The sequence below is a fragment of the Bradyrhizobium sp. SZCCHNRI2009 genome (assembly GCF_032485115.1).
In the GTDB taxonomy this organism is placed as follows: domain Bacteria; phylum Pseudomonadota; class Alphaproteobacteria; order Rhizobiales; family Xanthobacteraceae; genus Bradyrhizobium.
In genome coordinates, this window is the sequence record NZ_JAUEUH010000007.1 from 274,910 (window position 1) to 299,845 (window position 24,936).

General features: G+C 61.2%; 9 protein-coding genes and 2 pseudogenes. 7 read left to right on the plus strand and 4 right to left on the minus strand.

The window, feature by feature from the left end; translation table 11 throughout:
* Positions 1-32 precede the first annotated feature (32 nt).
* The 3 genes and pseudogenes from QX041_RS24855 to QX041_RS24865 all read left to right on the plus strand — a co-directional run bounded on the left by QX041_RS24855 (position 33) and on the right by QX041_RS24865 (position 17,435).
* Positions 33-9,158: a hypothetical protein gene (locus QX041_RS24855; protein WP_316166833.1), complete on the plus strand. Its 9,126-nt coding sequence runs from the start codon at positions 33-35 to the stop codon at positions 9,156-9,158.
* Positions 9,155-15,019: a hypothetical protein gene (locus QX041_RS24860; RefSeq protein WP_316166834.1), complete on the plus strand. Its 5,865-nt coding sequence runs from the start codon at positions 9,155-9,157 to the stop codon at positions 15,017-15,019. The genes QX041_RS24855 and QX041_RS24860 overlap by 4 nt, the downstream gene beginning before the upstream one ends.
* A 1,227-nt stretch (positions 15,020-16,246) precedes the next feature.
* A pseudogene (locus QX041_RS24865) lies at positions 16,247-17,435 on the plus strand (IS3 family transposase).
* 508 nt (positions 17,436-17,943) lie between these two features.
* Here QX041_RS24865 and QX041_RS24870 read toward each other — a convergent pair.
* Positions 17,944-18,186 (minus strand): hypothetical protein, encoded by a 243-nt coding sequence (locus QX041_RS24870; RefSeq protein ID WP_316166835.1) that lies wholly within the window; start codon positions 18,184-18,186, stop codon positions 17,944-17,946.
* A 510-nt stretch (positions 18,187-18,696) separates the two neighbouring features.
* Between QX041_RS24870 and QX041_RS34415 the strand changes: the two genes are divergently transcribed.
* Positions 18,697-18,861, plus strand: coding sequence for a hypothetical protein (locus QX041_RS34415; RefSeq protein WP_410051885.1), 165 nt, complete (start codon positions 18,697-18,699; stop codon positions 18,859-18,861).
* A gap of 94 nt (positions 18,862-18,955) precedes the next feature.
* Here the strand turns inward: QX041_RS34415 and QX041_RS24875 are convergent, their stop codons facing one another.
* Entirely contained in the window at positions 18,956-20,365 is a 1,410-nt protein-coding gene (locus QX041_RS24875; RefSeq protein WP_316166836.1) for a tyrosine-type recombinase/integrase, read from the minus strand.
* Positions 20,366-21,370: 1,005 nt separating this feature from the next.
* On the opposite strand from QX041_RS24875, the gene QX041_RS24880 reads away from it, so the two are divergent.
* Together QX041_RS24880 and QX041_RS24885 are read left to right on the plus strand one after the other, a co-directional pair.
* Entirely contained in the window at positions 21,371-22,471 is a 1,101-nt protein-coding gene (locus tag QX041_RS24880) for a ParA family protein (protein WP_316166837.1), read from the plus strand.
* Between the two features lie 176 nt (positions 22,472-22,647).
* On the plus strand, positions 22,648-23,244 hold the full coding sequence (locus tag QX041_RS24885; RefSeq protein WP_316166839.1) for a RelA/SpoT domain-containing protein: 597 nt from the start codon (positions 22,648-22,650) through the stop codon (positions 23,242-23,244).
* A 217-nt stretch (positions 23,245-23,461) separates the two neighbouring features.
* On the opposite strand, the pseudogene QX041_RS24890 reads toward QX041_RS24885, so the two are convergent.
* Positions 23,462-23,944: pseudogene (locus QX041_RS24890) on the minus strand (cytochrome P450); the annotation flags it as partial.
* Positions 23,945-24,004: 60 nt separating this feature from the next.
* The gene (locus QX041_RS24895; protein WP_316166841.1) at positions 24,005-24,214 is read right to left on the minus strand and encodes a hypothetical protein; all 210 of its coding nucleotides are present in this window, start codon (positions 24,212-24,214) and stop codon (positions 24,005-24,007) included.
* A 364-nt stretch (positions 24,215-24,578) separates the two neighbouring features.
* Between QX041_RS24895 and QX041_RS24900 the strand changes: the two genes are divergently transcribed.
* Entirely contained in the window at positions 24,579-24,914 is a 336-nt protein-coding gene (locus tag QX041_RS24900; RefSeq protein ID WP_316166843.1) for an HPF/RaiA family ribosome-associated protein, read from the plus strand.
* The last annotated feature ends 22 nt before the right edge of the window (positions 24,915-24,936 follow it).

Below are 24,936 nucleotides of genomic sequence, written 5' to 3' on the forward strand. Positions count from 1 at the left end.
TAGACTCAATTCCTTTTTGATCGGGATATTGTATGGGGGCGGACGAAGAAGGCGAGCTGGGCTCGTCGGACGATCGCGGCGCGAGCGTAGTCGCTTCGGTTGTTTCCCTAGTACGCGAAATCCGGCCCAGCCGACGTAGCGTATTGGCTGGCGGCGCGGCCATCGTGCTGGCTCCGCCGGCGCGAGCAGACGACTATCCATCAGTCGAGATCGGCTACGAAGATGCGTCCCGGCGCGCACTTCTGATCACGTACGCAAAGAGCGCAGGCGACGCCCGTCAGCTTCGGCTTGCGGTCGCAGCGTTTGGCGATCCCAACACCGAGGGCCTCAACAGTGCCGCGCGCTTTGTCAGAACAAAGACGGCAACGGGTTGGCTCGCTTACGTCGCCAATGCCGGCTTTCCAGGCAGCGCCACCTTTAGGCTGGAAGTCGAGATCGCTTGGGACCCGACAGCGGAGCCGGCTGCGAGGGTCAGGAACAGCAAGCTTGCCTTCCGCCTGATCGGTGGTTTCGGAAAAGCTCCGATCCAAATTTCGACCGGGCCCGACGGGGCAGGCGATCTCCAGCAATTTCTATTCAACGACGCGCACGCGCCGGGCACAGCGTCCAAGATCGAGTTGACGGGCGCACTCGCCCCGGATGCTGCGCAACAGCTCGTCTCAAGTCTGTTTGGCGATACCATAGCCGTGAACGGCACGAAGGGCGCCAAGGACACGGATGTTCGCCTCTGCTTTAACCGAAACGGACACTGGAGATTGTGGGCCAGGAAGGGCTCATTCACGGTCTTGCCGAAGGAGGGATTGAGCGCCCAGGTCGACAACGTCATCTTCGCTGTCTTGACCGATCGGACCGGCCCGGGCGGTGACAAGCCGACGTCGGATCCATTCGTCGTGACGGATGCCGACGGCAAGCCGCCGCTGGACGTGCGCGGCCTGTTTGAGGGACCCGGCGCGCCTCTGGGCGCGAAGACAGCGGACTCGGCTCTGCCGCGTGCGCTCTACGGTCTTGGCACGTTGACAAGGCTGTCGGGCTCGCTGAGCTTCGGAAATATCCCCGGGCGAAAGCCCGGCGATCCGCCGGCCGGAAAAGTCAGCGTCGTTCCCACCAACGACGAAATTCCGAACATCGTGGCGTGGCGGAATCTCGGCGACGGCAGGCCTGTGCTGGCGTTGCGCGCCGGCATGGCAGCGCTCGTCGAGCGGGCAGAGCCGAAGAGCAGGCCGAGCAAGTTCGAGCAATTGCGGGGCATTATTTGGCGCATGTCCGGCGAGGACAAGACTGTCCGGTTTGCCGGCGCGTTGGAGCCACTCGGCGAATCGCAAGTGGCGACGCGCTTCGGCCCGTTCACGGTCGCGCCGTTGCCGAGCATGCCAGCGCGGCCGACCGTGAGGGCGGCGGTTCCTCCGATTCGAATCGCCGCAATGGGCGGCGATGTGGCAAAGCGCGTGGTGACGCAATTTGCAGCGCCGTATGCACTCAAGCACGCGGCCATAGCCCTGGACCGCGCCGATGACGAGTCGAGGGAGATCTTCACTTCGCTTGATTTTGACGAAGCGGAGTGTCTGTTCCGGGTGGATGGCGTTCCGCTTCGACATTCGTGGAATGGCAAGCTTCTGCCGAGCACGGACCCTCCGCAGGCCGAGGCGATCATCCAGCTGGGTGCGCTGCCAGCAGAAGGTCCAGCGGTAAGGCTGTCGCTCAACCGTGCGAGATTGACGATGCGGCGGCCTCGCGATCTGCTGGCACTGAATTATCGCTTCCAGGATCTCGTGCTGGAACGCGATGGCGCAGAATGGGATTCCGCCAGGAGCGTGGCCAAGGACATGCCGCGCTGGTGGGTCGTGCCGGATCGCCGGCTGGCCGCATACGCAGGGTATCGCCCCGCCCTCGCACCATCGGCCGTGTCTCCGTTGTGCGACGATCCGAAGCCGGCACCGACGTCGGCCGCCGGCTACGGCACTCCCCGAGGCCCGCAGCCGTTGATGGTAGTCGAGTTTCCGCCGCAACACGTGGCCGAACAGACCTTCTTCCGTCAATTCAAGGTCGCCCCGGCTCTTCCGGATGTCAGGCCCGCAATCAGTGGCAAGGAAGCCGAACGCCTGCGAGGCTGGGATGCAAGGGACCTGCGTGGACGCGGCTGGGAAGCGAAGGCCGAGCGCACCGCACGCCTCGCGGCGGCGCTCGAGGCTCGCGTGAAGTTGCGCAATGAAATATGCGCCCGGACGATCATCGGGGAGATGCCAGTCGAGTACGTCAATGCTGCGGACGATCAGTTGCAGATATGGCGTGGAGCATTGAGTGATCCCGCCGCCAACGACTACGAGGCGATTCGAATTTTTGCCAATTTCTACCGCACCTATCCGTTCACGGCCTTCGCGGTCGCGTTCGCCCGCTTCGCCGAAAAGGCAAATCTCCCGAAGGATCAGGTCATCTACGTCGGTCCGGCCCATCTGGATCCGGTAGCGAGCCGCGTCGCGCGTCAGGTCGCCAACTGGATCGAGGAAGCAAACAATCGCATTCTGCCGAACGGCAAGGCGGAGCGCAGCTACCAGCTGCGCGGTTTGCCCGAAGTCGAACTGATACCGGGAGAACTCAACGACCTTGTCTTCACGACGTTCGGCGTCGGATCCACCAGCTTGTCTTCCCCTGACCTGCCGGCCGAGTGGAGCAAGAAGACGGCCGTGACAAAGGCCGATGGCAAGCCGGTCGATGCGGAACAGCTTTCGAAATTTGTCGAACGGCGTGAAGCGCTGAAGACACAGCGCGATCATGACTACGCTGCGTTTTCCGAGTTCTACCGCACCAACATGAAAAGTGCGGTGCCGTATCCGGAATTCTACGTCGGTCGGCATAGCTATATTAAATTCATCGAGGCATTGCCCGACGATCCGCAGCGGCTTACGGCTTGCAAGGATATTCTCGCCAGCGTCGACGCTTACAATCAGCTGGTAGAGAGTCGCAATCTGGAACCATTCAGGATTCCGGCGGAAGCCCGCATTTCCGGTGCGTCGCGTTTGGCTTTCCGGATTCCGGCCGACGACTATGAGGGCGGTCGGCCGGCAACCGAAGGAAGGCCCGCCGGCGCGTTCCCGTTTGCCGCGAGCGCGCTGACCAATTGGGGCTCGTTCGACCTTGCCGTGGTGCGGCGGGCCGAAAAGGTTTTCAACCCGCTAAAGGGCGGCCGCGACCCCCGGCGCTGGGATCGCAACGAGACGCGTGATGAAGCGGAGAAGCTGTTTCATCAGGGGTTGACGCAAGGCGGCGCTTGGGCGCGTCGCGACCGGGAGGGGCGCATCCAGGAAAAGGACAACTGCGTTCTGCCACCGTTGTTGACGAAGCCCTTTACCGACGACCAATATGCTAAGGTGAGGTTGGATTTTCTCGGGGCCAGCCGGATGACCGGCGCGCAGCGCATGGCCGAGATCGCGGCGAGCAGCCGTGACGCGCCGCATTGGGACCAGACATCGATCGAATTGCCGTTCCGGCTGATGTTGTCGCCAGCGCAGGATGCCTTGTGGCGCACGCCGCGGAGGGTACGCGCGATCGACTCGCTCTCGCCTGGAAGCGACCGGCCGGTGCCACTTTGGTTTGCGCGCCTGGAGGAGCCGGTGTCGAGCTTGCGAGCCATCTGGTCGCCCGACTACCGTCCGGAAGCGCTGCTGGACCCAGAGCGAGATCCGGAGGTCGGCAGTCCTCCGCGCGGGCCGTGGGCCCCGTGGGCGCTGCCACGCAACAAGACGTCGCGCCAGCCATACTCAGAAAAGGAGAGCGAGACGGTCGAGCGCTTCCGCGCCGCTCTCGATGCCTATGATCGCCATGAACTGGTGATGCTGAGTTCGTTGTACGGTCTGCCGGTTCGCGGGCGGCGGGCGGAAGACGGTTCTCTGGTCGGCAACAGCCAGATCAATCCACCGCCCGGCTACGAGTTGCGCGATGCGATGCCTGAGAGGCTAGGCGAGGATCAGTCTCCCAACGATTGGTCGGCGATATACCGGCCTCAGGCGATCGGGGCGAGCGAATTGACGTTGACCGCCCTTGGCGGAACGTTCGAAGCCGATACCAACTTCACGCCGCCGGCGTCGGCCCGGATGAGAGACCCTGGAGGCGGCGATTCGCGCTCGTTGTTTGACGCGCTCTCGATCGAGCGGTGGCGGCAGAGCACGGTCCTCGGCCGCGATACCAGGGTCGAAATCGTCTATCGAGGCTTCTTGTTTCCGTTGGGACACCGCGCGTCGCTGGTCAAGCTAACGGAACGGCGCTTCATGGCAATGAGCGATGGCGGGCCTCCGGTCGCCTTCCTGGTCCAGCGAATGTTTCTGCGCGTCGGCGCTCCGAACAAGAAATATCCGGCGATCCGGCAAGCCAACAGGGGGCGCGGCTGGCCGGCCGAAGCGGTCCAGATTCTCACAATCGAAACGCCGGACCTTGTCGATCCGACCGACGCGCTCGACCCCGGCCCCGGCAAAATATCGCCCACCAGAAACGGTCGACTTTTTCTCCGCGAGCCTACCGCCAAATCGCCGGGAGTGCGGCCGGGATTGGTGTTCTGGCCGCGCGTTGCTCCCCGCGTCGGCGCTGAGGTGCGCTTCGAAATGCAGATCGACGGCCGCGCGGCGCGTGTGCGTCTGCCGCTGATCTTCGTCGACAACACCGCGGCAAACGACATTCCGGCAATGAGATGTCTCGCGAACTACTACAATACCCTGATGGATGGGCCGGAGCCGGATCCGCTGCGCGTGATGGACCATTCGGGCTTCAAGCGCCGTTATGCCTCCGAGAAGGAGCCCGACGGCACGAGCTTCGAGACCTTGAATTGGGTGATCGGGGTGGAAGGTAGCGAGCGGGTGCTGCCGACCTTCGACCCCGATCGGAAGGCGTTCAGCTTCAACAACGATCTTTTCGATTTTTCGGCGCTGCATCAAGGCGCAGACCAGCCTCCCTTCTATCCGACCATGCAGGAAGGCGAGATCCGGATCGCTCAACTCGACCGGTTGTTGGGCGGTGCGACAAAGCCGGTCAAGGTCCGGTTTGATCCAGAGTATCGGACTTTCGGCTTTCCATCCGACGAGTCGCTCACCAAAGACCAAAAGGAACCGAAACAGGCCTGGACTGACATCTATCTCGATTTCATGTCGGAGGTAGCACTCGAGCCTGGAGATGCCGGGGATCGTATTGGAGGTGCCGCGCGGCCAAACGCCAATCTGGTTGCACTCTCTCGGTCAAGAGGACCCGTGGGCGGAGCTGTCGTGTCGGCAGCGCCCGCGGTAGCGGGCGGCGGCGCAGCAGGGAATAGCTCGCTGCCTTCTGCCGCCGGACAGTTTTCCACCCCGAAGGTCGAACAGTTCTTCGATCTGAACGCAAAGATCCTCGGAATTCTCTCGTTTAGGGATGCGCTGAAGTTTATCGGCGCAGGCATTGCCAGCACCCCAGCCTTCAAGGAGGTCACACACTACGCGTCCGCTATCATCGACCAAGGGAGGAGCAAGGAAAAGCAGCTCGAGAACGATGCCGGCGCTGTCATCGCCAAGGTTCGCGACGCCCTACTAGTACCGCTGCGTGACGCGCTGACGCTGCTTGCGAAGGAGTGGTTTGCTGCCGGCGCGGTCGCCGGGGCCAAATTCAACGAGACGGATGCGGTCGACAAACTGGCGTCGCTCTATCCTGACGTCGGACGCTCCTATACCGATCTGAGATCCGAACTCGACGATGCCATCGCCGCCAGTGCCTCGATTCGCGACATCGAGGATCTGCTCAAACACTTTGCCGCTATCTACGCCGCCGGACGCCGCTTCGTCTCGGCGATTGAGCGCGTAGCTGCCGACCCCATTGCGCCGGTGCGTGCCGCGCTGCGCGATGCGTTCCAGTCGAAGGTCGCCAAACTTCTCGGTGGACTTGGCGCTGTCGAACAGTCGGTACGCGAGGGTCTCAATGAACTCGAGAGCGCCGCAAAGGAGAAGCTGCGGAATTTCGTCGCGGGAGAAGAACTGGCCGTGTGGCGACGCATCGTATTCGCGCTACCGGTTCCGCGTCCGGGGTCTCTGGCGGACAAGGTTCGTGCTGCCGTGGAGAAGGCGCTGGTCTATACGCTCGCCCAGGATCCCTGGCTCGATGCATTGGGCAGCACAAATCTGGGAGAGGCGGCCAGGATCATTGAAAACGGCGTCCGCACGAGGCTCGCAGACGCCGCCAATAACGCCATCAAGGCCGGGATCAAGGACGCGCTTGACGATTGGAGCGTCACACCGGAAGCCGAACGCATTCGCGGCTTTCTGTTCGATCAGGTGCTGAATGCGATCCAGACCATCAGCCAAGCCGTCACCGACCTGACGCGCGCGAAGGACGCGGACGTCGCCGAGGTTCGCAGGCAGCTCAACAACGTGATTCGAAGCGCTATGGATCTGGCGGGCCCCGCGATCGAGAGCTTGCAGTTGCCAGCGCTCGAGCTTTGCCAGCACGCTCTTCTGAGTTTGAGGAACGCGGTGAGCACTGCAGCGCTTCGCAGCAATGCTCCGCTGGCCACTTCGGCCCAACTGACCGAAGGCCTGCAATCTGCCATCGGCAGACTTGCGGCATTGCGCGACAGTGTCGAGACGTATCGGGCGGAAGCTGCCAAGACCAACCCTGGCGCCGCCCTGGTTTCGGATCTTGAGGTGCTTCGTGACAAGGTCGAGGCGGTCCGCAAGAGCATTGACGACGCGCGCTCAGCAGCCTTCGACACAGCCGCCGCCCTGGAGCGCGCCTCGCAGGAATTCGAACGCCTTGTCAAGGCCGATCTCTCGGACAAGGTTTGCAAGCACCTCGATCCGGCGGATATTGCCGGCCTGCCGCTAGAGACGCTATCCGCGCTTGGGAAGTTGCGAGTCGCTCTGATTGACGCCCTGGTCAAGGTGGCCAACGCGACAAAAGACATTGCGCGACCCTTCGGGGACAACGGCGGCATTCTGGATCGGCTGCGAGCCACCGATGACGATATCAAGACAAGCGCAGCACCAGCCATTTTCACGAAAGGGCTTACTTCGTTCGAAAAATGGGCTTCAGAGCATGTGCCTCTGGTTGGCCAGTGGTTCACTCCGGCCGATCCGCTGAAGCCCCAACGCATCTACGCCGTGTTTGCGACGCGTGAAGCCGTGCAGGCCGTCGCAGGGCTGTCTGCGACGGCCTGCCAACTGGTCCAGGAAGCGACGTCGTTGAAGAGCAGTCCGAAGGACTTGCAGGATTTGCAGGATGCGATCAACGCCTTCAGCGCCGATCTGAAAAAGGTCAGCCCCGTCGCGGCGTCCGATCTGGACAAGGTCTTGACCAGCCTGACGGAGCAGCAGCGCACCTACGTCGGCAAGCTTAATGCTGTCGTGGTCAGAGCGAACCAGGCCGTCAGTGATGCCGATGAAAAGCTGAAGCAGAGCATCGATAACCTGCAGACTGCCGCAAAGGGGGCGGCGAACGTATTGGAGGGCCTGGGACGCGACCTCGTGCAACAGGCCGAACAGCGCTTGATGAGCGAGGCGGCGCGTCGGCTTTCGGCCGGGGAGCAGACCGCGAAGGCCATTGTCGATTCCGCTCTGGAAATCGTCAGGCCGGCCATCCGCGGGCTTTCTATCCTGCAAACGACAATCGTGAAGAACAGGGACGGCATCCTCGATGAGCTTCCTTCGGATGGCGCCGGAGGGCCCTCGGGTGGCGTTGAAGACGTTCTCAAAAATATAGCCAAAGCAACTGCGTCCGATCTCCGAAAGCTGTTGCTCGTGCCGCGACCGGCCGCCGCAAGACCCTTCTTTCCGAATGAGTCGCGTGAACCAAACGACCGCACACAAGACTATTTGACGGCAGAGTCCCGACAACTAAAGGCGCTTTCGGAGAAAAATCTTAAGGACTACGAGGTAAGCGACTTTGCCGACCTGATCGTTCTCTTCAAGGACTGGAGCGAGGGGCGCTCGTCGGCGGAGTTGCTGGTCGACAGGCTCAGGCGCGCCGCCGAAATGATCCTCAGCGGCGATCTCGCCCGCGTCGTCGACCTCGAAGGCGCGCGGCGGCGGATCGAGGCCAAGCTGAAGGAGATGATCCCCTCCAGGATATCTCTCAGCTACGATCTCAACGTCGAGATGCGGGACTTCAAGAAGCTGTTCCTGCCGAAGGGCGACAAGCGGCTCACGATCGCAGCAGGGGCCAACTACGATCTCCTCACGCCGCAGAATCCGCCGGTTTTTACCGCCGTCGCAACGCTGAGTCCGTTCGATATCGATCTGTTCGACGTCGTGACCCTTATGTTCGACGGCGCGCGCTTTACCAACGACAGCCGCAAAGGGGCCGATTTCAAGCTGAGCTACCGGGACTTCAAGCTCGGGTCCAAAGCGGAGTTCATCAAGCCGCTCGAGAGCATACTCAATCCGAAGGGCAGCGGGCCGTATGTCAGGCCGCTGCGCGGCTCGCCGGGCATCGAGGCCGGCTATAGCCTCGACATCGGAATCGTCGCCATCGGGACGCTCTCCTTCACCAACGTGTCGCTGAATGCGGCCTGTCGTCTGCCGTTTGACAACAGGCAGGCGATCTTCAGCGTTTCGATCGGCCGGCGCGACAAGCCGTTCCTGATCTCGGCACTTCCATACACCGGCGGTGGCTTCCTCGGGCTGCTCGCCAACAGCAAGAGCATCATCGGCTTCGAGGCGTCCTTCGAGTTCGGCGGCGGCGGTGCGTTCAAATTCGGCCTGCTGGAAGGGCGGGGACGAATTTGTGTCGGCATCTACGTGAATCAGGTCGACGACCCCGGCGGCGCGCAGGGAGCAGCGATCGAAGGGTTCTTTTACGCCGGCGGCGAGGCGCACATCTCCTGCTTCAGCGTTTCGGCGACGCTGGTGGTGCGGATCGCGCAGCAGGCGGGCGGCTCGATGCACGGCTCGGCCGTATTCACCTACTCCTTCTCGCTCGGCTTCACCGACATCACCTTCAAGATCGGAGTTGAGAAAAAGGAGGGCAAAGGCTTTTCGGGCAGCGCCGGGCTGTTCTCCCAGGACCTGACCCGCTTTGCTGCGGCCGGGCAACCTGCGATTCCAGTGCAGGTTCATCGCGGGGCGTCGATCGTGTCGAACGCCGTCTCTCAGAGCGTGGACTGGAACAAGTATCAATCATACTTCACCGACGATATTGACGGGTTCGCATCATGAGTACCGAGTCGGCTTCTTCGAGTGCGTCGAAACCATCACCGGGGCTGTTGGTCGATGCCGCCATTCGGGTCATCGCCGCGGGAATATTCGAGCATGCGGACGGAAAGCTGTACGCTCGCGCGACGCTTGCCCTCACGCCCGTGGCGTGCGTCGGCGCCGACACGAAGGACGCAATCGACCTCGCCAGTTGGCCGCAACAGGTCGAGACCCTGCTCGCGACAAAAGGCATCAGCCTCGATCTGTGGGACGTGACCACGGACGCCGGCCGCGGTGGAAAGCCCGATGGGCCGCCGCCGAAGTTCGTCAGCCTTCCGGTAACTCCGGTCAAGCGGTTGTCGGACGTGAAGGACAGCCTGAACGAATACTGGCTCGACGTCATGGGCGGGACAGACGGCGTCAAGTCCCTCGCGCGCGCCTTCGCGGGAAAGGCGGGGACGCTCGACGATGTCCTGCGCGCGTCGGCCGGCAATCCGGGCGGTGCGCGCGATGTTCCGGATATCCACGGCACGGATCGCAGTCCCGCCGCCGTCGCGTTGATCATGGAGCGTGCCTACCAAATCATCAATCGCCTAGCCGGGCGGGCCGATGCCACTCGTCCTGCTCCGCGCGACAACATAGAGGACCGGATCTGGGCCCGGGTTTGGAGCGACACGTCGACGCCGACATTGATCGCGGTGACGCCCGACGAGCGCCGCGCGGCCTACGAGAAGATGCGCGGGGAAGCCATCGCCGAGGAGATTGCGGCAGCGCTCGCTGGCAGCTCGGCGCGGGCCGATGCCGTCGCGGCGGCGCGTCGCAGATATCTCGACGCCAACGATTCCAAGTCGGCCATTGACGAGCTGAAGAAGGCCGATAGCCATTGCAATCGCACGCCGCCCGGCGCCTGCGCCAAGGCATTTGCGATCAATCCGGCGCTGGGGCCGCAGCTCGATGCAGCCCATGCGGCCTACCAGGCCGCATCCCGGACCGCGGAGCCCGGGAAATCAACCGACCGGCTGCCCGCCGACGTCGATGGCGATTTCGATGCGGAGCTCGAATTCGCGCGCCGGAGATTCTTTTCGCTGCAGACCTATCCCTCGCTGGCGCGGCTGTTCCGCTTCGTCATAGACGTGCAGTGCGAGGTCGCCCAGCTCGCGGCGAAGGTCGCCGGAGAGACAAAGCCGGAGCAGGGCGTGCTCGATCATGTCGTGCACGCCCTGAGCAACAAGACCCCGCCGTCGAAGCTGCCGCAGCCGTCGAATAACGAGGCGCGTTTCTTCTTTCTTTCCGCTCGACTTCAGGGCGACGGAGTCGCCAAGCGGCTTCCCCGGGTATGGACCAGCGCGAAACTGCGCCTGCCCAACGACAGCGGCAAGGCCGACGCCACACTACGCGGACATTTTTATCCCTGTACGCGGGAAGAGATGGACGCCCGCGCCGCCGGGGAAGACACCAGGAAGCTGCGCGAAATGGCGATTGCCGAGCAGATCGACGGCATCGTGGATCTGGGACAGGCTGCGGCGTGCGACGGAGCACGCGAGCCGCGCTTCGATATCGTGACGTTGGATTCCATCACTTTGACGGCCGGCGACCTGAATTATGAACGCGCGCGGTCGTTACGCGCGTCGGCGCGGCTCAAGAACCAAGGCGACTTGCCGATAGGTCTGCTGGACGACGAGCGAACACCGGAGCGAGGCACCTTGCGCACCTCCGGATTGGCGCTGGTCGACCGCTGGCGCCAGACCAACGCCATCGCGCGCCACCTGGCATCGTCCGCGCAGCATGATGCGATCGGAACCAAGAAGGATGTCTTGCTCGACGCATCCGACGTTACGATCGGCTACAAGCTCGATGTCGGCGTCAAATCCAAGCGCGACGACTCCGATGCGCGCCGGCGCTGGCACACTCTAATGCGGCGCAAGGTGGAGTTTCATCCCTACACGGCCCTGCCGGCAAACCTGAACAAGCTCGATGCGACGCTGAGCGGGCTGTACCCGGACAGGCTGTCGCGCATCAGGGCGGATGACGGCTTGTTGAGCGTGCCCGCCGCGCTCAGGGACTGGAGTAATGGCAGCTCGCCAAAGGGAGCGGCAAAAACCACGGCATTCACCGAAGAGATCATCGGCTCCTGGCGAGGCGATCCCCTCGGTCTGTCTTGCGGCAAGCAGACATATCGACTTTCGCAGGATGACATTGGCGTCAACATCAAGTTCGACTTGCCGACGCGGAGCGATAGCGACGCTTTCACGCCGCCGCCGCTGCGATTCGGCTGGCGCTATCATTTGGGACTGCGCGCGGTGTATGCGGGCGGCGTTGCCATGCCGCTTGAGAGAGCGCTGGGACACTACGAGCTCAGCCATGATCGTACGCTGGTGCTGCCGCCGGTGACGGAGCCGGGCCGCGTATTCCGTCGCCACGAACGCATCGACGCGCCGGTGGCGACCGTTCCGCAGTGGGCGTTTGGCACGGCGGCTTCGCCGGGTTCGAAACTGCTGAGGCTGCCGGGCCGAAACGCCGCCGAACAGACCGCGCGGATGATCGTGCGTACCATCACCGACGGCGAGAATGCGGAGGTATTGGGCTTCGGGGACAATCCCATTGTAGACCCGGATCATCCTGCGCAAGAGCCCAGGATATCGCGGCGGATTCTGATCCCGCCTGCTGTCGCGCTCGATTTTGCCGGACTCCATGGAGCGCTCGACGGGGGCAAGACCGAGCAGGTCGAACTCTTCGAGCCTCGGATCACGGATGAGCAGGATCGGCCTGCCGGCGACGAGTGCTGTGTGGACGACTTCACGGTCACGGGCGTGCCGGGAGCCGAGCAATCAACGACGATATGGAAGAAGGTCAAGGTGGCCTGGCGGCGAATTGAGGTCACCGACCGACCGGTCGGCGGCCTCAAGGGCGTCGATTACCACGCGGCTTGGGGCGGCTTTCCGGTCTTCCGCATGCGGTCGTCCAATTCGACGGCTCCGGCGCCCGCTGACGGCCAGCCGGTCATCGTCTCTGGCGAAGCGGTGACGGATTACGGCGAGATCGTCGATCGCGCGCCGAAGAAGACGGCGCTCAAGTACAAGCAACCCAGCGGCGGCGAGATACAGCGATTCGTCGAATGGAGCCCCGCGGCCGGCGTGCCGTCCGGCGCCGCCGTGTTCCGACCGCTTGCAGCTGATCGCGGCGGTGCGACGCAACGGGCGCCCTATTATCCGGATCCCGGCGCTCAGCATATGGTGATCGAGGTCGACGTTCACGGCGGGCCGAAGCGCCATCAGGTCGTGCCGCTGTATCGCGACGATAGGGGGATGCCAAAGCCGACCGGATACCCGGACGTCCTGCCGGTGCTGCTCGACGTGGTGGCCGCGCCGACCACGCAACGCGAACTGGTCCGGCTCGCCGAGGGGATCAGTGTTTACGAGGACAAGAAGCTGCTCGCACCACACCAGGGCGCGGCAAAGAACCTGAAGAAGGGCCATGCCAAGCCCAAGGAGGATGACAACGCGATCCTCGTTCGCCAGGTGATCGTCGCGCTTGCCCCTGGAGAAGAAGCCACGATTCGGACGTGGTGCCTGCCCAGCCTCGGATTCCTTAAATATATGTTTGAAGGCACGGAATCGGCCGCGGCGCTTTGCGTCGCCTGCGGCTGCGTGAGCCCTTCCGCCTTGAAGGATGCTGCGGAAGCGAACTCCGCATGCCGCGCCGGCTTCGCTGCCCTGGGCGCCGGCAAGCTGGCCGCAGCGGTCGACGCAAAGGATGCTTGTGCGCAGGGGGTGGGTGGTTTGCGCCTGCCCTCGCAAGAACAGATCGATGCGTTGGCTGCATTCATCCATGACTTCATGATGACGAAGCCGCTGAGCGAGATTTCCGCCATTCTCGAACTCGGGGCCGTTCACGCCGTCGATCGGCCGGCTATTGCGCCGAGTTTTCTTCCCGCGGATGACAGCCGGGGCTATCACGGCCTTCGTCTGCTCAGGACGCGAAGCGATGAGAAATGGCTGAATGATATCCTCCAGGCGAAGACGCCGTCGGACGATAGCGCTCTGCTTTGGGAGCCATCCAACTGGAAGCTCGACAACCACCCTGACGGTGGCATCGGTGTGCTGCTCTCGGGGACGATCGCGTTGCACGCCCCCTCCACCGGAGCAGTCGAGATCTATGCAAGGGGGGCGGCCGCGGCACGAGGGAGGTTCGATGATCCCGATCGCGGCCGCAGCGTTGACGACCAGGTGCGAGGGCTGTGGCCGCAGCCCGACGGGGAGAAGGATATCAGGCCGAAGGATCTCTTTGGTTTCACGCCAGCTGCGGATGGCCGCGTCGCGCTCAACGAGGAGACCGTCACCTTGCTGCGGATCGAGGGGTTCGAGCCGAACGAAGATGTTCTGGATCTTCTTGCTGTTCAGCGCCGTGCGGCGGACCCCTCCAATACGAGCGCATTGCGAGCAATACGGCCCGCATCCTTCCCGGATGCGCGCGCACGGTACATCACGTTTTTTGCGACGGCGATCGCGCGCCATGGCCCCGTGCTTCGCACGAGATACGACGAGTTGCTGCCAAACCTGTCCAAAGATGCTGCTCCACCTAAAGACGCGAAGCAGGCCGTATTGCGCAGTATGTGGTTGCCCGCTACCGTAAGGCCGGCGCGGATTGCGCCGCTCAGCCTGATCCCGTCCTTTGTCTGGGTCGCGCCCAAATGCGGGGATGGCGAGATCGGAGTCGAGCGGCGCATGTGTGTGCGGGTGCGGATGCGCCGGCCGTGGTTCAGTTCGGGGGAGGGCGAACGCATCGGCGTCGTTCTTTGGCCGCCCCAGCTTTTCGATCTCAAGTCGGAAGACGTGCAGCAGGACAGGATCATCGAACTGACGCCGGGCCGCGGCGAAATCCTGCTGAACAAATTGCCGCCGGACAGCGGCGATCTCAACAAACCGACGTCGGACCGGAAAGGCCTCGATGCGCTGCAGGACCTCGATCTCGGGCCAGGCGGTGCCTGGGTCACGCGTTGGGGCGCAGATCCGATTCGTCCGGGATCAGGCGTCAACGGCTGGCTGTTGTCGCCGGACAACTTCAAGGGCTTCGATCACGGCAAGAGCCATCATTTCCTGAAGGCACAGACCGTATCCGACCAGGCGTGGGACGCACCTCCGGACAATGCGCCGCCGGACGGGGCCGTTGTGGCTCACGCTCTGATGCCGGTCCCTGTCGCCATGGACGCTGAAGAATCGAGGGCGGCCGAGCCGAAAGGGGGATTCATGTCGGTTGCTCTGGCAACCTACGAGGCCCGCTTCGATCCCGAGCAGCAGAACTGGTACGCCGACGTCTACATCGACCCACTCAAGGCGACCTGCCCCTTCGTTCGCGTCGGCCTGGTTCGCTACCAGCCGCATGCGCCGGATAGACTGAAGGTCTCGGAGCCGATCGTGGAATGGATCCAGATCATGCCGACGAGAAACGTAAGCGCCAGTATCGGTTTCGATACGGCAGCGGACATGGCGCTGATCTATGTGAAGACGTCCGGTCCTGCACAGTCGCGTGGCGATGATCAAGGAGAGCGATCATCGGCGCAACGCCCAAGAGTGCGGTTGTCGCTCTTGCGAAGCGTCACCGATGCAAACGAAGCCAGCGGAGAATGGGTCCACGAAACGCAGGAGCCGACGTCGGCGACCGACGCCGGCGGGATCGAATGGAACACCACCTTCTTGGTCCCGAAGGCTGATTTCATGGCGCCGGAGAATTCCTGGTCGGTGTATGTCGAGGAAGTCGAGCGCATGCGGCCGGCGACCTACCAGGACGAGCCGCGGCCAGGAACGGCAAACGATACGGTGTTCGCCGAGACGGGTCCGCGGTTCGCCGCCAAACTAGAGTTGAATCCGCTAAGGAAACCGATATGAGCCGCAAACCAAAGGGACCAAAAGCGCATGCCAGAGGCAGCGAAAAACAAGATGCCTTCTCGTGCAGGCAGCGCATCTCAAGTGCTTCTAGCCACCTTCTGACTTGCATTGAAATGGAGCCCAAACGTGGAAAGATTCGCAAGATCTGGACGAGTACGCAGATGGCAAAGTTGGATCGACGGTGTGAGCTGGGCTGATAAGAAAACCGCACTTTGCGTGGCCATGACCTTTGCGCTTCTTGCTGCTCCGGGCAGGGCAGCCTCGATATCGGAAAGTAACAAGATATTAACTCTGCCAACATTCAAAGACTCAGATACTAAATGTTCTGCTACGCTGCTATTTAAGCCTGTGACCAATAATGACCAGCATGGCTTTGTCGTGGTCAAAGGTCCCGACGGTAAGGAGCTCGAGCTCCGCGGTGGCCCCTCCAAAGGTGGGGGAACGAGCGCATGGGTCCCTGGTCGCATATCTCAGGCCTCAGGTGATCAGCCGACTGGAAATCCGTTCAACTGCAGCACGTCGCACAAATGGGGCGTTATTGTTCCGTACGTGGGCCCCCATGGCCTGCTTGGGAAGGATGCCGCCGGAAATACTGTCTACTCGCCCGATGGCAATGTTCCCAATCCAACGGCCGCAGTGTCCCTGGGTCCTGGGGCGCAGGCCAACGTTTGCAAACTGGCAAATTGCATTATGACGATTTTGCAAGCGCAGGGGAAGAGCTGCAAAATCTACACCGTAGGTGTTGGCGCATTGAGAAATTCAAACACAGTTGTTTCCATGGCGCTCGCAGCCTGCGGGCTCTCGGACCCCCTTCCCCGAAGCATATCTGCGCCGGGTTGGGGAAGTAACTGGGAAGATCAAAATTAGCTAGCAAGCATTTTTCGGCGCAGGACGAGGTACTCTGTCTACTTCTTGAAAGAATTGGGATCACGGTGGTGCTAGCTGAACTTCTGGGGCGCCGCGGATGGACGGCGCTCGCTATCTTGAGGATGGCAAGCTCAGAGTTCGCCGCGGGGCTGGCATTTGCTACACCCGCCTGCGACGTTCACCGGGAAAATAGGTGACTCGGTCGTTGGAGATGAGGATCGAGGAGGTGGAAGGTGATAGGTCGATGGAACGGTTGTCGTGGAATTCGTAAGACCGTCGCCAAACAATCGGACAATTGACCTTGCCCCTCGGGCCTAATCCAGTTTGAAGTTCGTTCTGGCCCGCGACGAGGACCAGAGCCTGAAGCGCAGCCGCTTTACGGAAGAGCAGATCATCGGAATTTTGAAGGAGCACGAGGCGGGTGTTCCGGTCGCTGACCTGTGCCGCAAGCATGGCGTGAGCGACGCCAGCATTTACAAGTGGAAGGCCAAGTTCGGTGGAATGGACGTTTCGGAGGCCAAGCGGCTGAAGACGCTGGAGGACGAGAACACGCGGCTCAAGCGGCTGCTGGCGGACGCGATGCTGGACAATGCCGCCCTGAAGGATCTGCTGGGAAAGAAGTGGTGACGCCCGCGGCGACGCGGAAAGCTGTCGCACATCTCGTGGGCGTTCATGGGATGAGCGAACGGCGGGCGTGTAAAGCCATCGGCTGTTGCCGCATGACGGTCAGATATCAGACGAGCCGGGTCGATGATGCCGGGCTGCGGCAGCGCATGAGGACGATTGCCCACGAGCGCCGCCGCTTCGGCTATCGTCGCCTGCACGTTCTGCTCAAGCGGGAGGGCCACCTGGTCAATCACAAGAAGCTGTTCCGGCTGTACAGGGAGGAGCGGCTCTCGGTGCGCCGCAGAGGTGGCCGCAAGCGCGCTATCGGGACGCAAGCGCCGATGACGGTGCCGCTGCTCCCGAATGATCGCTGGTCGCTCGACTTCGTTTCGGATCAGATGACCGATGGCCGGCGCTTCCGCATCCTGACCGTGGTCGGCGACTGCACGCGCGAGTGCCTGGCGCTGGTAGCCGACACCTCACTCTCGGGCACCGGGTCGCTCGAGAGCTGGATCGGCTAATCGCCGAGCGCGGCAAGCCCAAGATGGTGGTGAGCGACAACGGCAGCGAGCTCACCAGCAATGCTATCCTGACATGGACCGATCAGAGCCGCATCGCTTGGCACTACATCGCGCCGGGCAAACCCATGCAGAACGCCTTCATCGAGAGCTTCAACGGCCGCCTGCGGGATGAACTGCTGAATGAGACGCTGTTCACCTCGCTCGCCCAGGCCCGCGTCGCGCTCCGATGCTGGCGGGCCGATTATAACGACGCTCGGCCGCATTCCCAGCTCGGATGGAAGACGCCATCCGAGTTCGCCGCCACCTGCAATCCGCGTCGAGATCTGGCGCTGCGCTGTGTCGAAGGCTCCGCGCCAGCTCCCGCCGCTACCACCGCCCGCACGGGCATATCCAACCGCCCGAACGAACTCAGACCTGGATAAAACTTGGGGGCAAGGTCAACATCAGCTGCTTCGACCGTCGCAGCGCGCGCTTCCAAGTCATTGCCGGCCAATGTCCGCCCTGGGTGTCTGCAATACGGTAGGAGTCGCGCTCGACCGACGCAGGTCGCTCGCCGCACTAAACGTCGCCATTCCGACAACGGGAAATTCTGTAGCAGTCACAATCATCCGCAAACCCGCAAAATGTCGGAATGGCTGTTGAATCGTTTTGCAGATTTCATGACTTCCAAGCTGAAGTAAGCCTCTGAATAATACGCCGGACGCTAGTCCTACTCGATGACGAGAGGAGTCCTTTGTCGCCCTTTTCAAATGCTCCGCGTCAGGTCGCCCCGATCGGATAGGCACAGCTATACACATGATCGCAGATCCCGTTCACGGTTGCTCCGGCGGGTTTTCCGAGAAGTTCAAGCTGATCAGATCACCACCCCCCACGATGAGTCTTAATGAAGGTCGCCTCGAAGAACTTTAATCGCCCGTTCTTCAAGTCGACCTACAACGCCCAGTCCGCGGCCTCGGGCAAGTAAGCGGAGAACAATCCGCCTTCCTTGCCGATTCGCATGTCGAGCAAGAAAGGCATTTCGGAAACGGTCTGACCCTTGCCGATGCGCGGCCAAGGCACTTCGTCTGGATCATCAACACGGTCGTATTTCCGCGAGCAAATGAGCGAGCAGGTCACTTCCTTGCCTAGGTGCTTGGGCATCTCAGGCTGCATTGCGACGATGTCGCAGAGCACGTCGGTTATGGCTTCGTCCGAGACGCCGTCGCGTGTTTTTATACATAGTAACTCACAGTGAAGGACTTCACGGACGCAAGCAGGGCCGCTCGTACGCCGGCTGCTGCTGCTTGCGCTTGCGTCCTCGTTCCTTCTTCATCAGACCCGCGCTCTCTCGACTCAATGAGGTTACGGACTGTAAAAACCGTGTAGAAGCGGGCGATTCGCGCAGACGATAGAAGGGAGACTCGAACGTGACCATGCGGTTCGGAAATGTTGGTTCGCGTTTTAGAGGCTGAGCCCTCCGCAGTATTCTGATGTACGCCAGGACACTCTGCTCTTTCGGTTTTGTTGACGTCGGGTGCAGGCGGCCTCACGGTGCATTTCTTCGATCACGGAGGAAGCACATCCTTGACGCGGCGTGGCCGAGACATCGAATGCACTACCCAAGCGGCGCCTATTGTGGCTCCAGAGGAGCCGAAGCGTCACCCGTCGGATTGCATCCCGTTCGCGCAGCGGCTGACCTGTACCGTGGCGGAAGCGTGTGAAGCGACCGGCCTTGGGCGAACAAAAATCTATGAACTCATCGGGAATGGTCGAGTTACGACCACGACGATCGGTCGTCGCAGGCTCGTCGTTGTGCAATCTCTGCTGTCTCTGGTTGGCATCAATGCGGCACCCGCCAACAGCAGATAGACTTGTTGCCTCAAAAGTAGCCAATAAAGTAGTCAATAACTGACGGTCGGCCGCGTTACGACTCAGGCCCAGCAGGGCCGGTCCATCTAAGGCATCATGGATCGGCAACGAGACCTTCCGGTTGGACCCCGCCATCGGCGAAATACTTGCCTGGCCTCTCCGGGTGAATAAGCGGTATAACAGCCGCCCTGGCGAGATCTTCGAGGGCCGTTGCGATGTACTTCGCATAATGGCGTTCAATCATCTGCACTGACGTGTTGTGAAGTTTAGCAACGTGTTGGATAGGTAGTAGATTGCGTAGGCCGCGTACGATGCTGGAATGCCGTAAGGCATAAGGGATAACCTTCGGGAGCCCGGCACGCTTGCGGATATCTTGCCACGGGCGAGTGAGTTCGGCTGTTCTCCACGGACCGCGCTCTGACTTTTTCCACCCGAAGCTACCAGCCTGCTCGTACCTCCAGCGCTCGAACAATGGCGCTTCTTTCGGGCGTCCTGAAATTGCGGGCAACAGCACGTCGATGACATCTTCACCCACGGGTACCGGGACATAGCCGCCGTTGCCGCCGCGCCCCTTGTATGACCCTGGCACCATCAAGCGTCGCTCTATTCGCTGCGCATCACTCACGCGCATTCGCCTTAGTTGCGCGAATCGCGCACCCGTGGCCGCAAGGCACACGACAATGCGATATAGGTCGCCTTCAAACCCTTGCTCTTCGTCGATCTTGCGCGCGGCTCGGAGGAGGGTGCTGACCTGTGTGTCCGTTAGGATTTGGTTGTCTCGAGCGACAGATGTCTCGTCGTCATCATCGATACGCTCAGCCTTGAGTCCGTCTTTTACGATCGAGGGGAATGTCGGGTTCAACTTCTTCTGTTCCGAGGGCAGGCGGAGCCATGCTGCATTTAGGGCAGCCTTCAGGTCAGCTGCGAGCCGGCGCCTGGTCGTGGCCTTCAATTTTGCGGGCAGGCTCTCGCGCCACGTCAAAAGGTGATTTTCTGTCAACGCGTACAGGCGGACAGCGACAAGGGGGGCAGCCTTAATGGCTTCCTGACGACCACGGCGCTCTTGACCAAGAAGGTAGCGCCGCAGTCGGTGGCCAGCATCGGAGCGAATCTCGCGACCGACCCTCCGGCTGTCACGGGCGTTGCGCTCCCGAACGTATGTCTCAATTGCCGCTTGCACCGTGGGCGGCGGTCCGGCAGCTAGCGCTGCCGCTTCTGCCCTTGACCGGGTGACGTGTTCTCGTGCTTGTGTCACGGCTTGTTCAAAGGTCAGCGTGCCTTCGGCTGGTTTGTCGTTGACGTCGTTGGCAACGCCGATCGGCGCCTGCTTGTAATTGGCCCCGTCATGGTGATTGCGCCAGCGTACCAGCCATTTCCCACTTCGCTTGCCCTTGCGATAGCCAAGATGCGCCTCGGCATCGAGGCGACGCCAATGTACGCCTAGCTCCAACCTTGAGCGCGCCCTGGCCGTTGTGATCTGTTCTTCTGCGAGTGTTTTCGCCATGACAATCTTCTCGAAAGCGTCGAATATCCGTCGAATAAGCGAGGGCGTACGGAGGCGGCCGACTGCGAACCGCTGCCGGCTAAGTGTATGATAATATTGGATTGTGGCGAATGGATGCGAACTGGCCGAGCGGGAAAAACTCCAACTCTCAAGGCTGAAACAGGGGTTCGATTCCCCTAGGGAGCGCCATTTCCGGCGCTCAACCCTTCATGTCTGACCTGTAAGCGCGGCTCCGCAGCCTCGCGGCGCGCTGTCGCGTCCGAGCTTTGCTCATCGGGGCACCCTTCAGAGAGAAGGGCGCAGGGAAGGCCGGGTGCGGGCCGCACCCATGGCCCGCCTGCAGAAAGAAAAGCAGGCGGCAGTCACCACAGGATTGGCCGAACAACCGGCCTTCCCTGCGCGATGGGTTGAACGGCTGCTCCGTGCTCTCCCAGGGGACCGGGCTTGCTTGCCCCCGTCATCGGGATGTCGCCGACCAAGACACCAGCGTCGGGGTGTCGGGACCACACGGCTTGACCGTCCGCGAGGGGCTCGTTCGTCCGCACGCGAAACGCGCACTGCGACCCCAGGCGGCCACCGCATCTCCCGCTCCACGGTCCGTGACGATCGCGAAACGCCCCTTCAGCGAGCAGGAGACGGCGGGGAGCATCGATCTGATTTGCCCGACGACACAAGCGGAGAGTTGCCCGACGGAATGCGGCAAACTGGCACGACGGGCAGTTTGGGCATGGGTGCGATGCGGGAGGCGATTTGAGGGCGGTGAGTTGAGTGCGGCGTACCAAGATCTGGCATCTGGGGCGCTTGCTGCCGATGCCGCCGTGCGGCAGCTCTGCAATCGGATTGAGCGGGATCATTGCAAATGCAACGGCGCGGGAGCGCGCTTTCTGTCGGCAACATAGATCGGCGCATACGATTTCGTCGCTTGATATTTCACAAGCTTAGCATTTCGCATCTTTGCGGCCGAGCAAACATGGAGTAATCAAAGAACGTTTCTCGGGGAAGTTGATGACACCAAAGATTGTCACGATATTCAATAACAAGGGCGGCGTCGGAAAGACTACGTTGACCTTTCACTTGGCTCACGCGCTCGGCGAGCTTGGAAAAAAGGTCCTACTGATCGACCTCGATCCCCAGTGCAATCTGACGATCTTCTCGCTCGAAATGGAGCGCATCCATGATATCTGGGCCGCAGAAGACGACTTTATTGAAGATTTTGCTGCGACTAGAAAACGCACGCCGGCACGGAATTTCCAGGCGATGCTTCAGGAGCCTCGATCAATTCACTTCGACCTTAAGCCCACGGAAGACGGCACTGCCGAGATCGACAACTTGCCTCCGCCTATCAAGCTGGCCGAGAACGTCGACCTCATACCTGGCCGCCTGACGCTTCATCTCTTCGAAGCAAAAATCGGAGAGCGATGGAGCGGCATCTACCAAGGCGATCCCCTGGCTATTCGAACGGCAACGCGGGTGCGCCAAATCGCTTACCAATTTGCCCAGATTAACGGGTATGAACTCGTGATCTTCGATACATCACCGAGCCTAGGCGCTCTCAATCGGCATCTGCTGACGTTGGCAGATGGCTTTCTTATTCCCTGTGCGCCTGACTTATTTTCGGTTTACGGTATCCGAAACATAGGCAGCGCTCTCCGCCTTTGGCGCAAGCAGTTTGACACGATTTTTCAGTTGCTGTCAGATTCAAAGCGCGATCAATTTCCGAAGAAGTTTGTCAAACTCATCGGATATACGATCTACAATGCGAAACGCTATAGTGGTCTGCTCAACGATCTGGATCTGGCCACCGCACATTATCACTATGCCCAGCAGATACCTCAGACGATCTCCAAATTCATCGATGCCGAAAATTCATTGCCGTTCAAAAAAGTCTTGGCTGGCTCGATCGGTGGAACAGCAGTTATTCATACTCATAACACCTTTCCTGGGATGTCGCAAAAGTATCACAAGCCCATGTGGAAATTGCCGAGCATCGAGCTTCAACCTGAGGATAGCAGCACGATCGGCGGCAACCGAGGCAAGTTCGAAGCAACCCAAGGCAGCTACCACGCTTTTGCTAAGGACTTTCTTGAAAGGGTGGCTAAGCTTTGAATCCAGACGCAAACGATGGGCCAGGCAGCGATGTAGCAGCGGGTTCGGTGGAGTCGGTAGTATCTGGCGCCGCGAGGACAGGGGCTGCAGCTCAGCCATTGCCGGCCCCAACTGATGCTGAGTTGGATGCAATTGTATCGGCCTACGGTACCATGACCCATGACTTGAGGATTTTCATGTCCGGGGTTGAGCAGTACATTGGCGAGAACCCGCGTCTGACCGTTAACGGCCATCGGCTGGTGCACTCGTCAAAGAGTCGTCTGAAAGATCCCGGGCACCTGCGAGCTAAAGTCGTTCGTAAGGCTGCCGAAGGCAAGGCTATCACGATCAACGACTTCTACTCCAAGATAACAGATCTTGCAGGAGTTCGCATATTGCACCTGTTTCAAGAGCACTTTTCTGAGATTGACTCTGTGATCCGCAGGAAGGTGGATGAGGGCGATTGGTTCCTCGCTGAGCGCCCTAAGGCATATACTTGGGATCCTGAGGCGGCCGCCTACTTTCATAGGTTTGACCTCGAGGTTTCGGAGAAATCGACTTCTTACACCAGTATCCATTATCTGGTGAAGCCTCGCGCGGATTCGAAGCTGTGCTGCGAGGTTCAGGTCCGCACCTTGTTCGAAGAAATTTGGGGTGAAGTTGATCACCAGATTAACTATCCAGTCCCGACCGAGAATGTTTCGCTACGGGAGCAGATCAAAGTGCTTTCAAAGATTGTAGGTGCAGGGAGTCGTCTTCTAGATTCGCTGCAACGAGTCCAACAGGCCAACTGAGGGCGATCGCTTTGCGCGTCTCGTATATCAGCATTTGATGCAAACTCTGCGGAAACGCCCGAAAATGCGTGAGTAGTTGCATCTGCTCTTCCATCGAAATAGGTGCTAAATTTTCAGTACTTCACATCGGCGCGTCGGGTTGATCTGCTAATCATCTTATGATCAGTTAAAATGTATTGATGGCGAAACGCAGTAGTATTTTTATCTCGTCCCAATCCTATTGCAGCCGCACCGGCAAATTCAGCGGCCCCCGAAACCCAAACCCGTGCCACCGCACGCTGGCCGCATCCACCAGCTTCATCCTCGGAAACCGCTCGAACAGCATCGGCAGCAAAATCGCGCCGACGGTGCGGCGGGAGAGGTGGGCGCCGGCGCAGTGGTGGGGGCCGTTGCCGAAGGCCTGGTGGGGGTTGGGGTCGCGCAGGGCGTTGTAGTGCTCGCCGTCGGTGAACAGCTCCTCGTCGCGGTTGGCGGAGGCCTGGATGGTCATCACGGTGTCGCCCTTCGGGATCAGGCAGCCGCGGATCTCGGTGTCCTCCATCACCAGGCGTGAGCTCGCCGGGCTCGGCGCCACCCAGCGCACACCTTCCTCGAAGACCGATCGTCATTTGTCCTGCGCGCGCACAGCGGCGAGCTGCTCCGGATTGGTGAGGAGGCCGTAGAGGATCGTCAGCAGCGCGTCGCGCGGTTCGTTGATGCCGCGGCAGCGGCCTCCGCACAGGAATGTGCGAGACGGGACGTTCGCCCTTCGAGCCCGCCGCTACGGCGTCCAGTTCCCCGGGCCGAGCAGGGTCGGAGGAATGAGCGCGCCGGTCATGGCGTGGATGAAGTGAAATCTCGTGCAGGCCGGGCAGCTCACGGTCTCGAAGGTCACGGTCTCGAACCGACAGTCGTCCTTCGGCTGGTGCAGGATGGCATCGACCTCGGACCCGGTCTGGGGGCAGCGAAATGTGATCGGACAATCCATCATCCCATCTCCGGTGCAGACTCGAAAGTTGGGTCGCCGCAAGTTGCGCCTGATTCTCCGGTATTGACTGAGCAATATTGATCAGCCGCGCGCGTTCGCCTCTGGCAGTCTGATCGCTGGAGACATTGGGAGACGCGCTCGAACGGCCGCTTCGCCCCGCCCGAAAGGCCGCGAGGCGGATCAAGCGTCGCTTCAGACCCGTTGTATCACGGGGCGTCCAGTCGTGGCCGCCGACCGCGAACGACGCGTCATGGCGTCGCGTGCCGTGCGGCGACGTCGAAGCTTGGATGACGACCATGCCGGAGAGCTGATCATGATCGCGAATTCCATCTTGCGACGTTTGACGCTTCACCTGAAGGAGACTCGGATGTTGATCGATGTCAGGACCGATGGAAACGTCGAGAGCGGCGAGCAGTTGTCGCAGGACGTGAAGGCGTCGCTTCATGCGGTGCTGCTTCGCTACGAGGATCAGGTCAGGCGGATCGACGTGCAGCTCAGCGATGCGGTGAGCCACAAGCCCAGTCACGACGACAAGAGCTGCAAGATCGAGGTGCACCGTGACGGCGGCGAGCCGATCGTCGCGGCGCATCAGGACAGCTTCATGGAGCAGGCCGTGCGTGGCGCGGTCCACAAGCTGAAGCGCGCGCTCGACCACGCCTTCGGCAAGGAGGCGGTGTCCGATCAGCTTCGGGACCATCGCTAGACGCGTGGCGGGACGGTTTGCC

Excerpts from the sequence above, each read along its gene's own strand:
- QX041_RS24880 (WP_316166837.1), top strand. The coding sequence starts at position 21,371 with ATGACACCAAAGATTGTCACGATATTCAATAACAAGGGCGGCGTCGGA.
- QX041_RS24885 (WP_316166839.1), top strand. The coding sequence starts at position 22,648 with ATGTCCGGGGTTGAGCAGTACATTGGCGAGAACCCGCGTCTGACCGTT.
- QX041_RS24855 (WP_316166833.1), top strand. The coding sequence starts at position 33 with ATGGGGGCGGACGAAGAAGGCGAGCTGGGCTCGTCGGACGATCGCGGC.
- QX041_RS24895 (WP_316166841.1), bottom strand. The coding sequence starts at position 24,214 with ATGATGGATTGTCCGATCACATTTCGCTGCCCCCAGACCGGGTCCGAG.
- QX041_RS24860 (WP_316166834.1), top strand. The coding sequence starts at position 9,155 with ATGAGTACCGAGTCGGCTTCTTCGAGTGCGTCGAAACCATCACCGGGG.
- QX041_RS24900 (WP_316166843.1), top strand. The coding sequence starts at position 24,579 with ATGTTGATCGATGTCAGGACCGATGGAAACGTCGAGAGCGGCGAGCAG.
- QX041_RS24875 (WP_316166836.1), bottom strand. The coding sequence starts at position 20,365 with ATGGCGAAAACACTCGCAGAAGAACAGATCACAACGGCCAGGGCGCGC.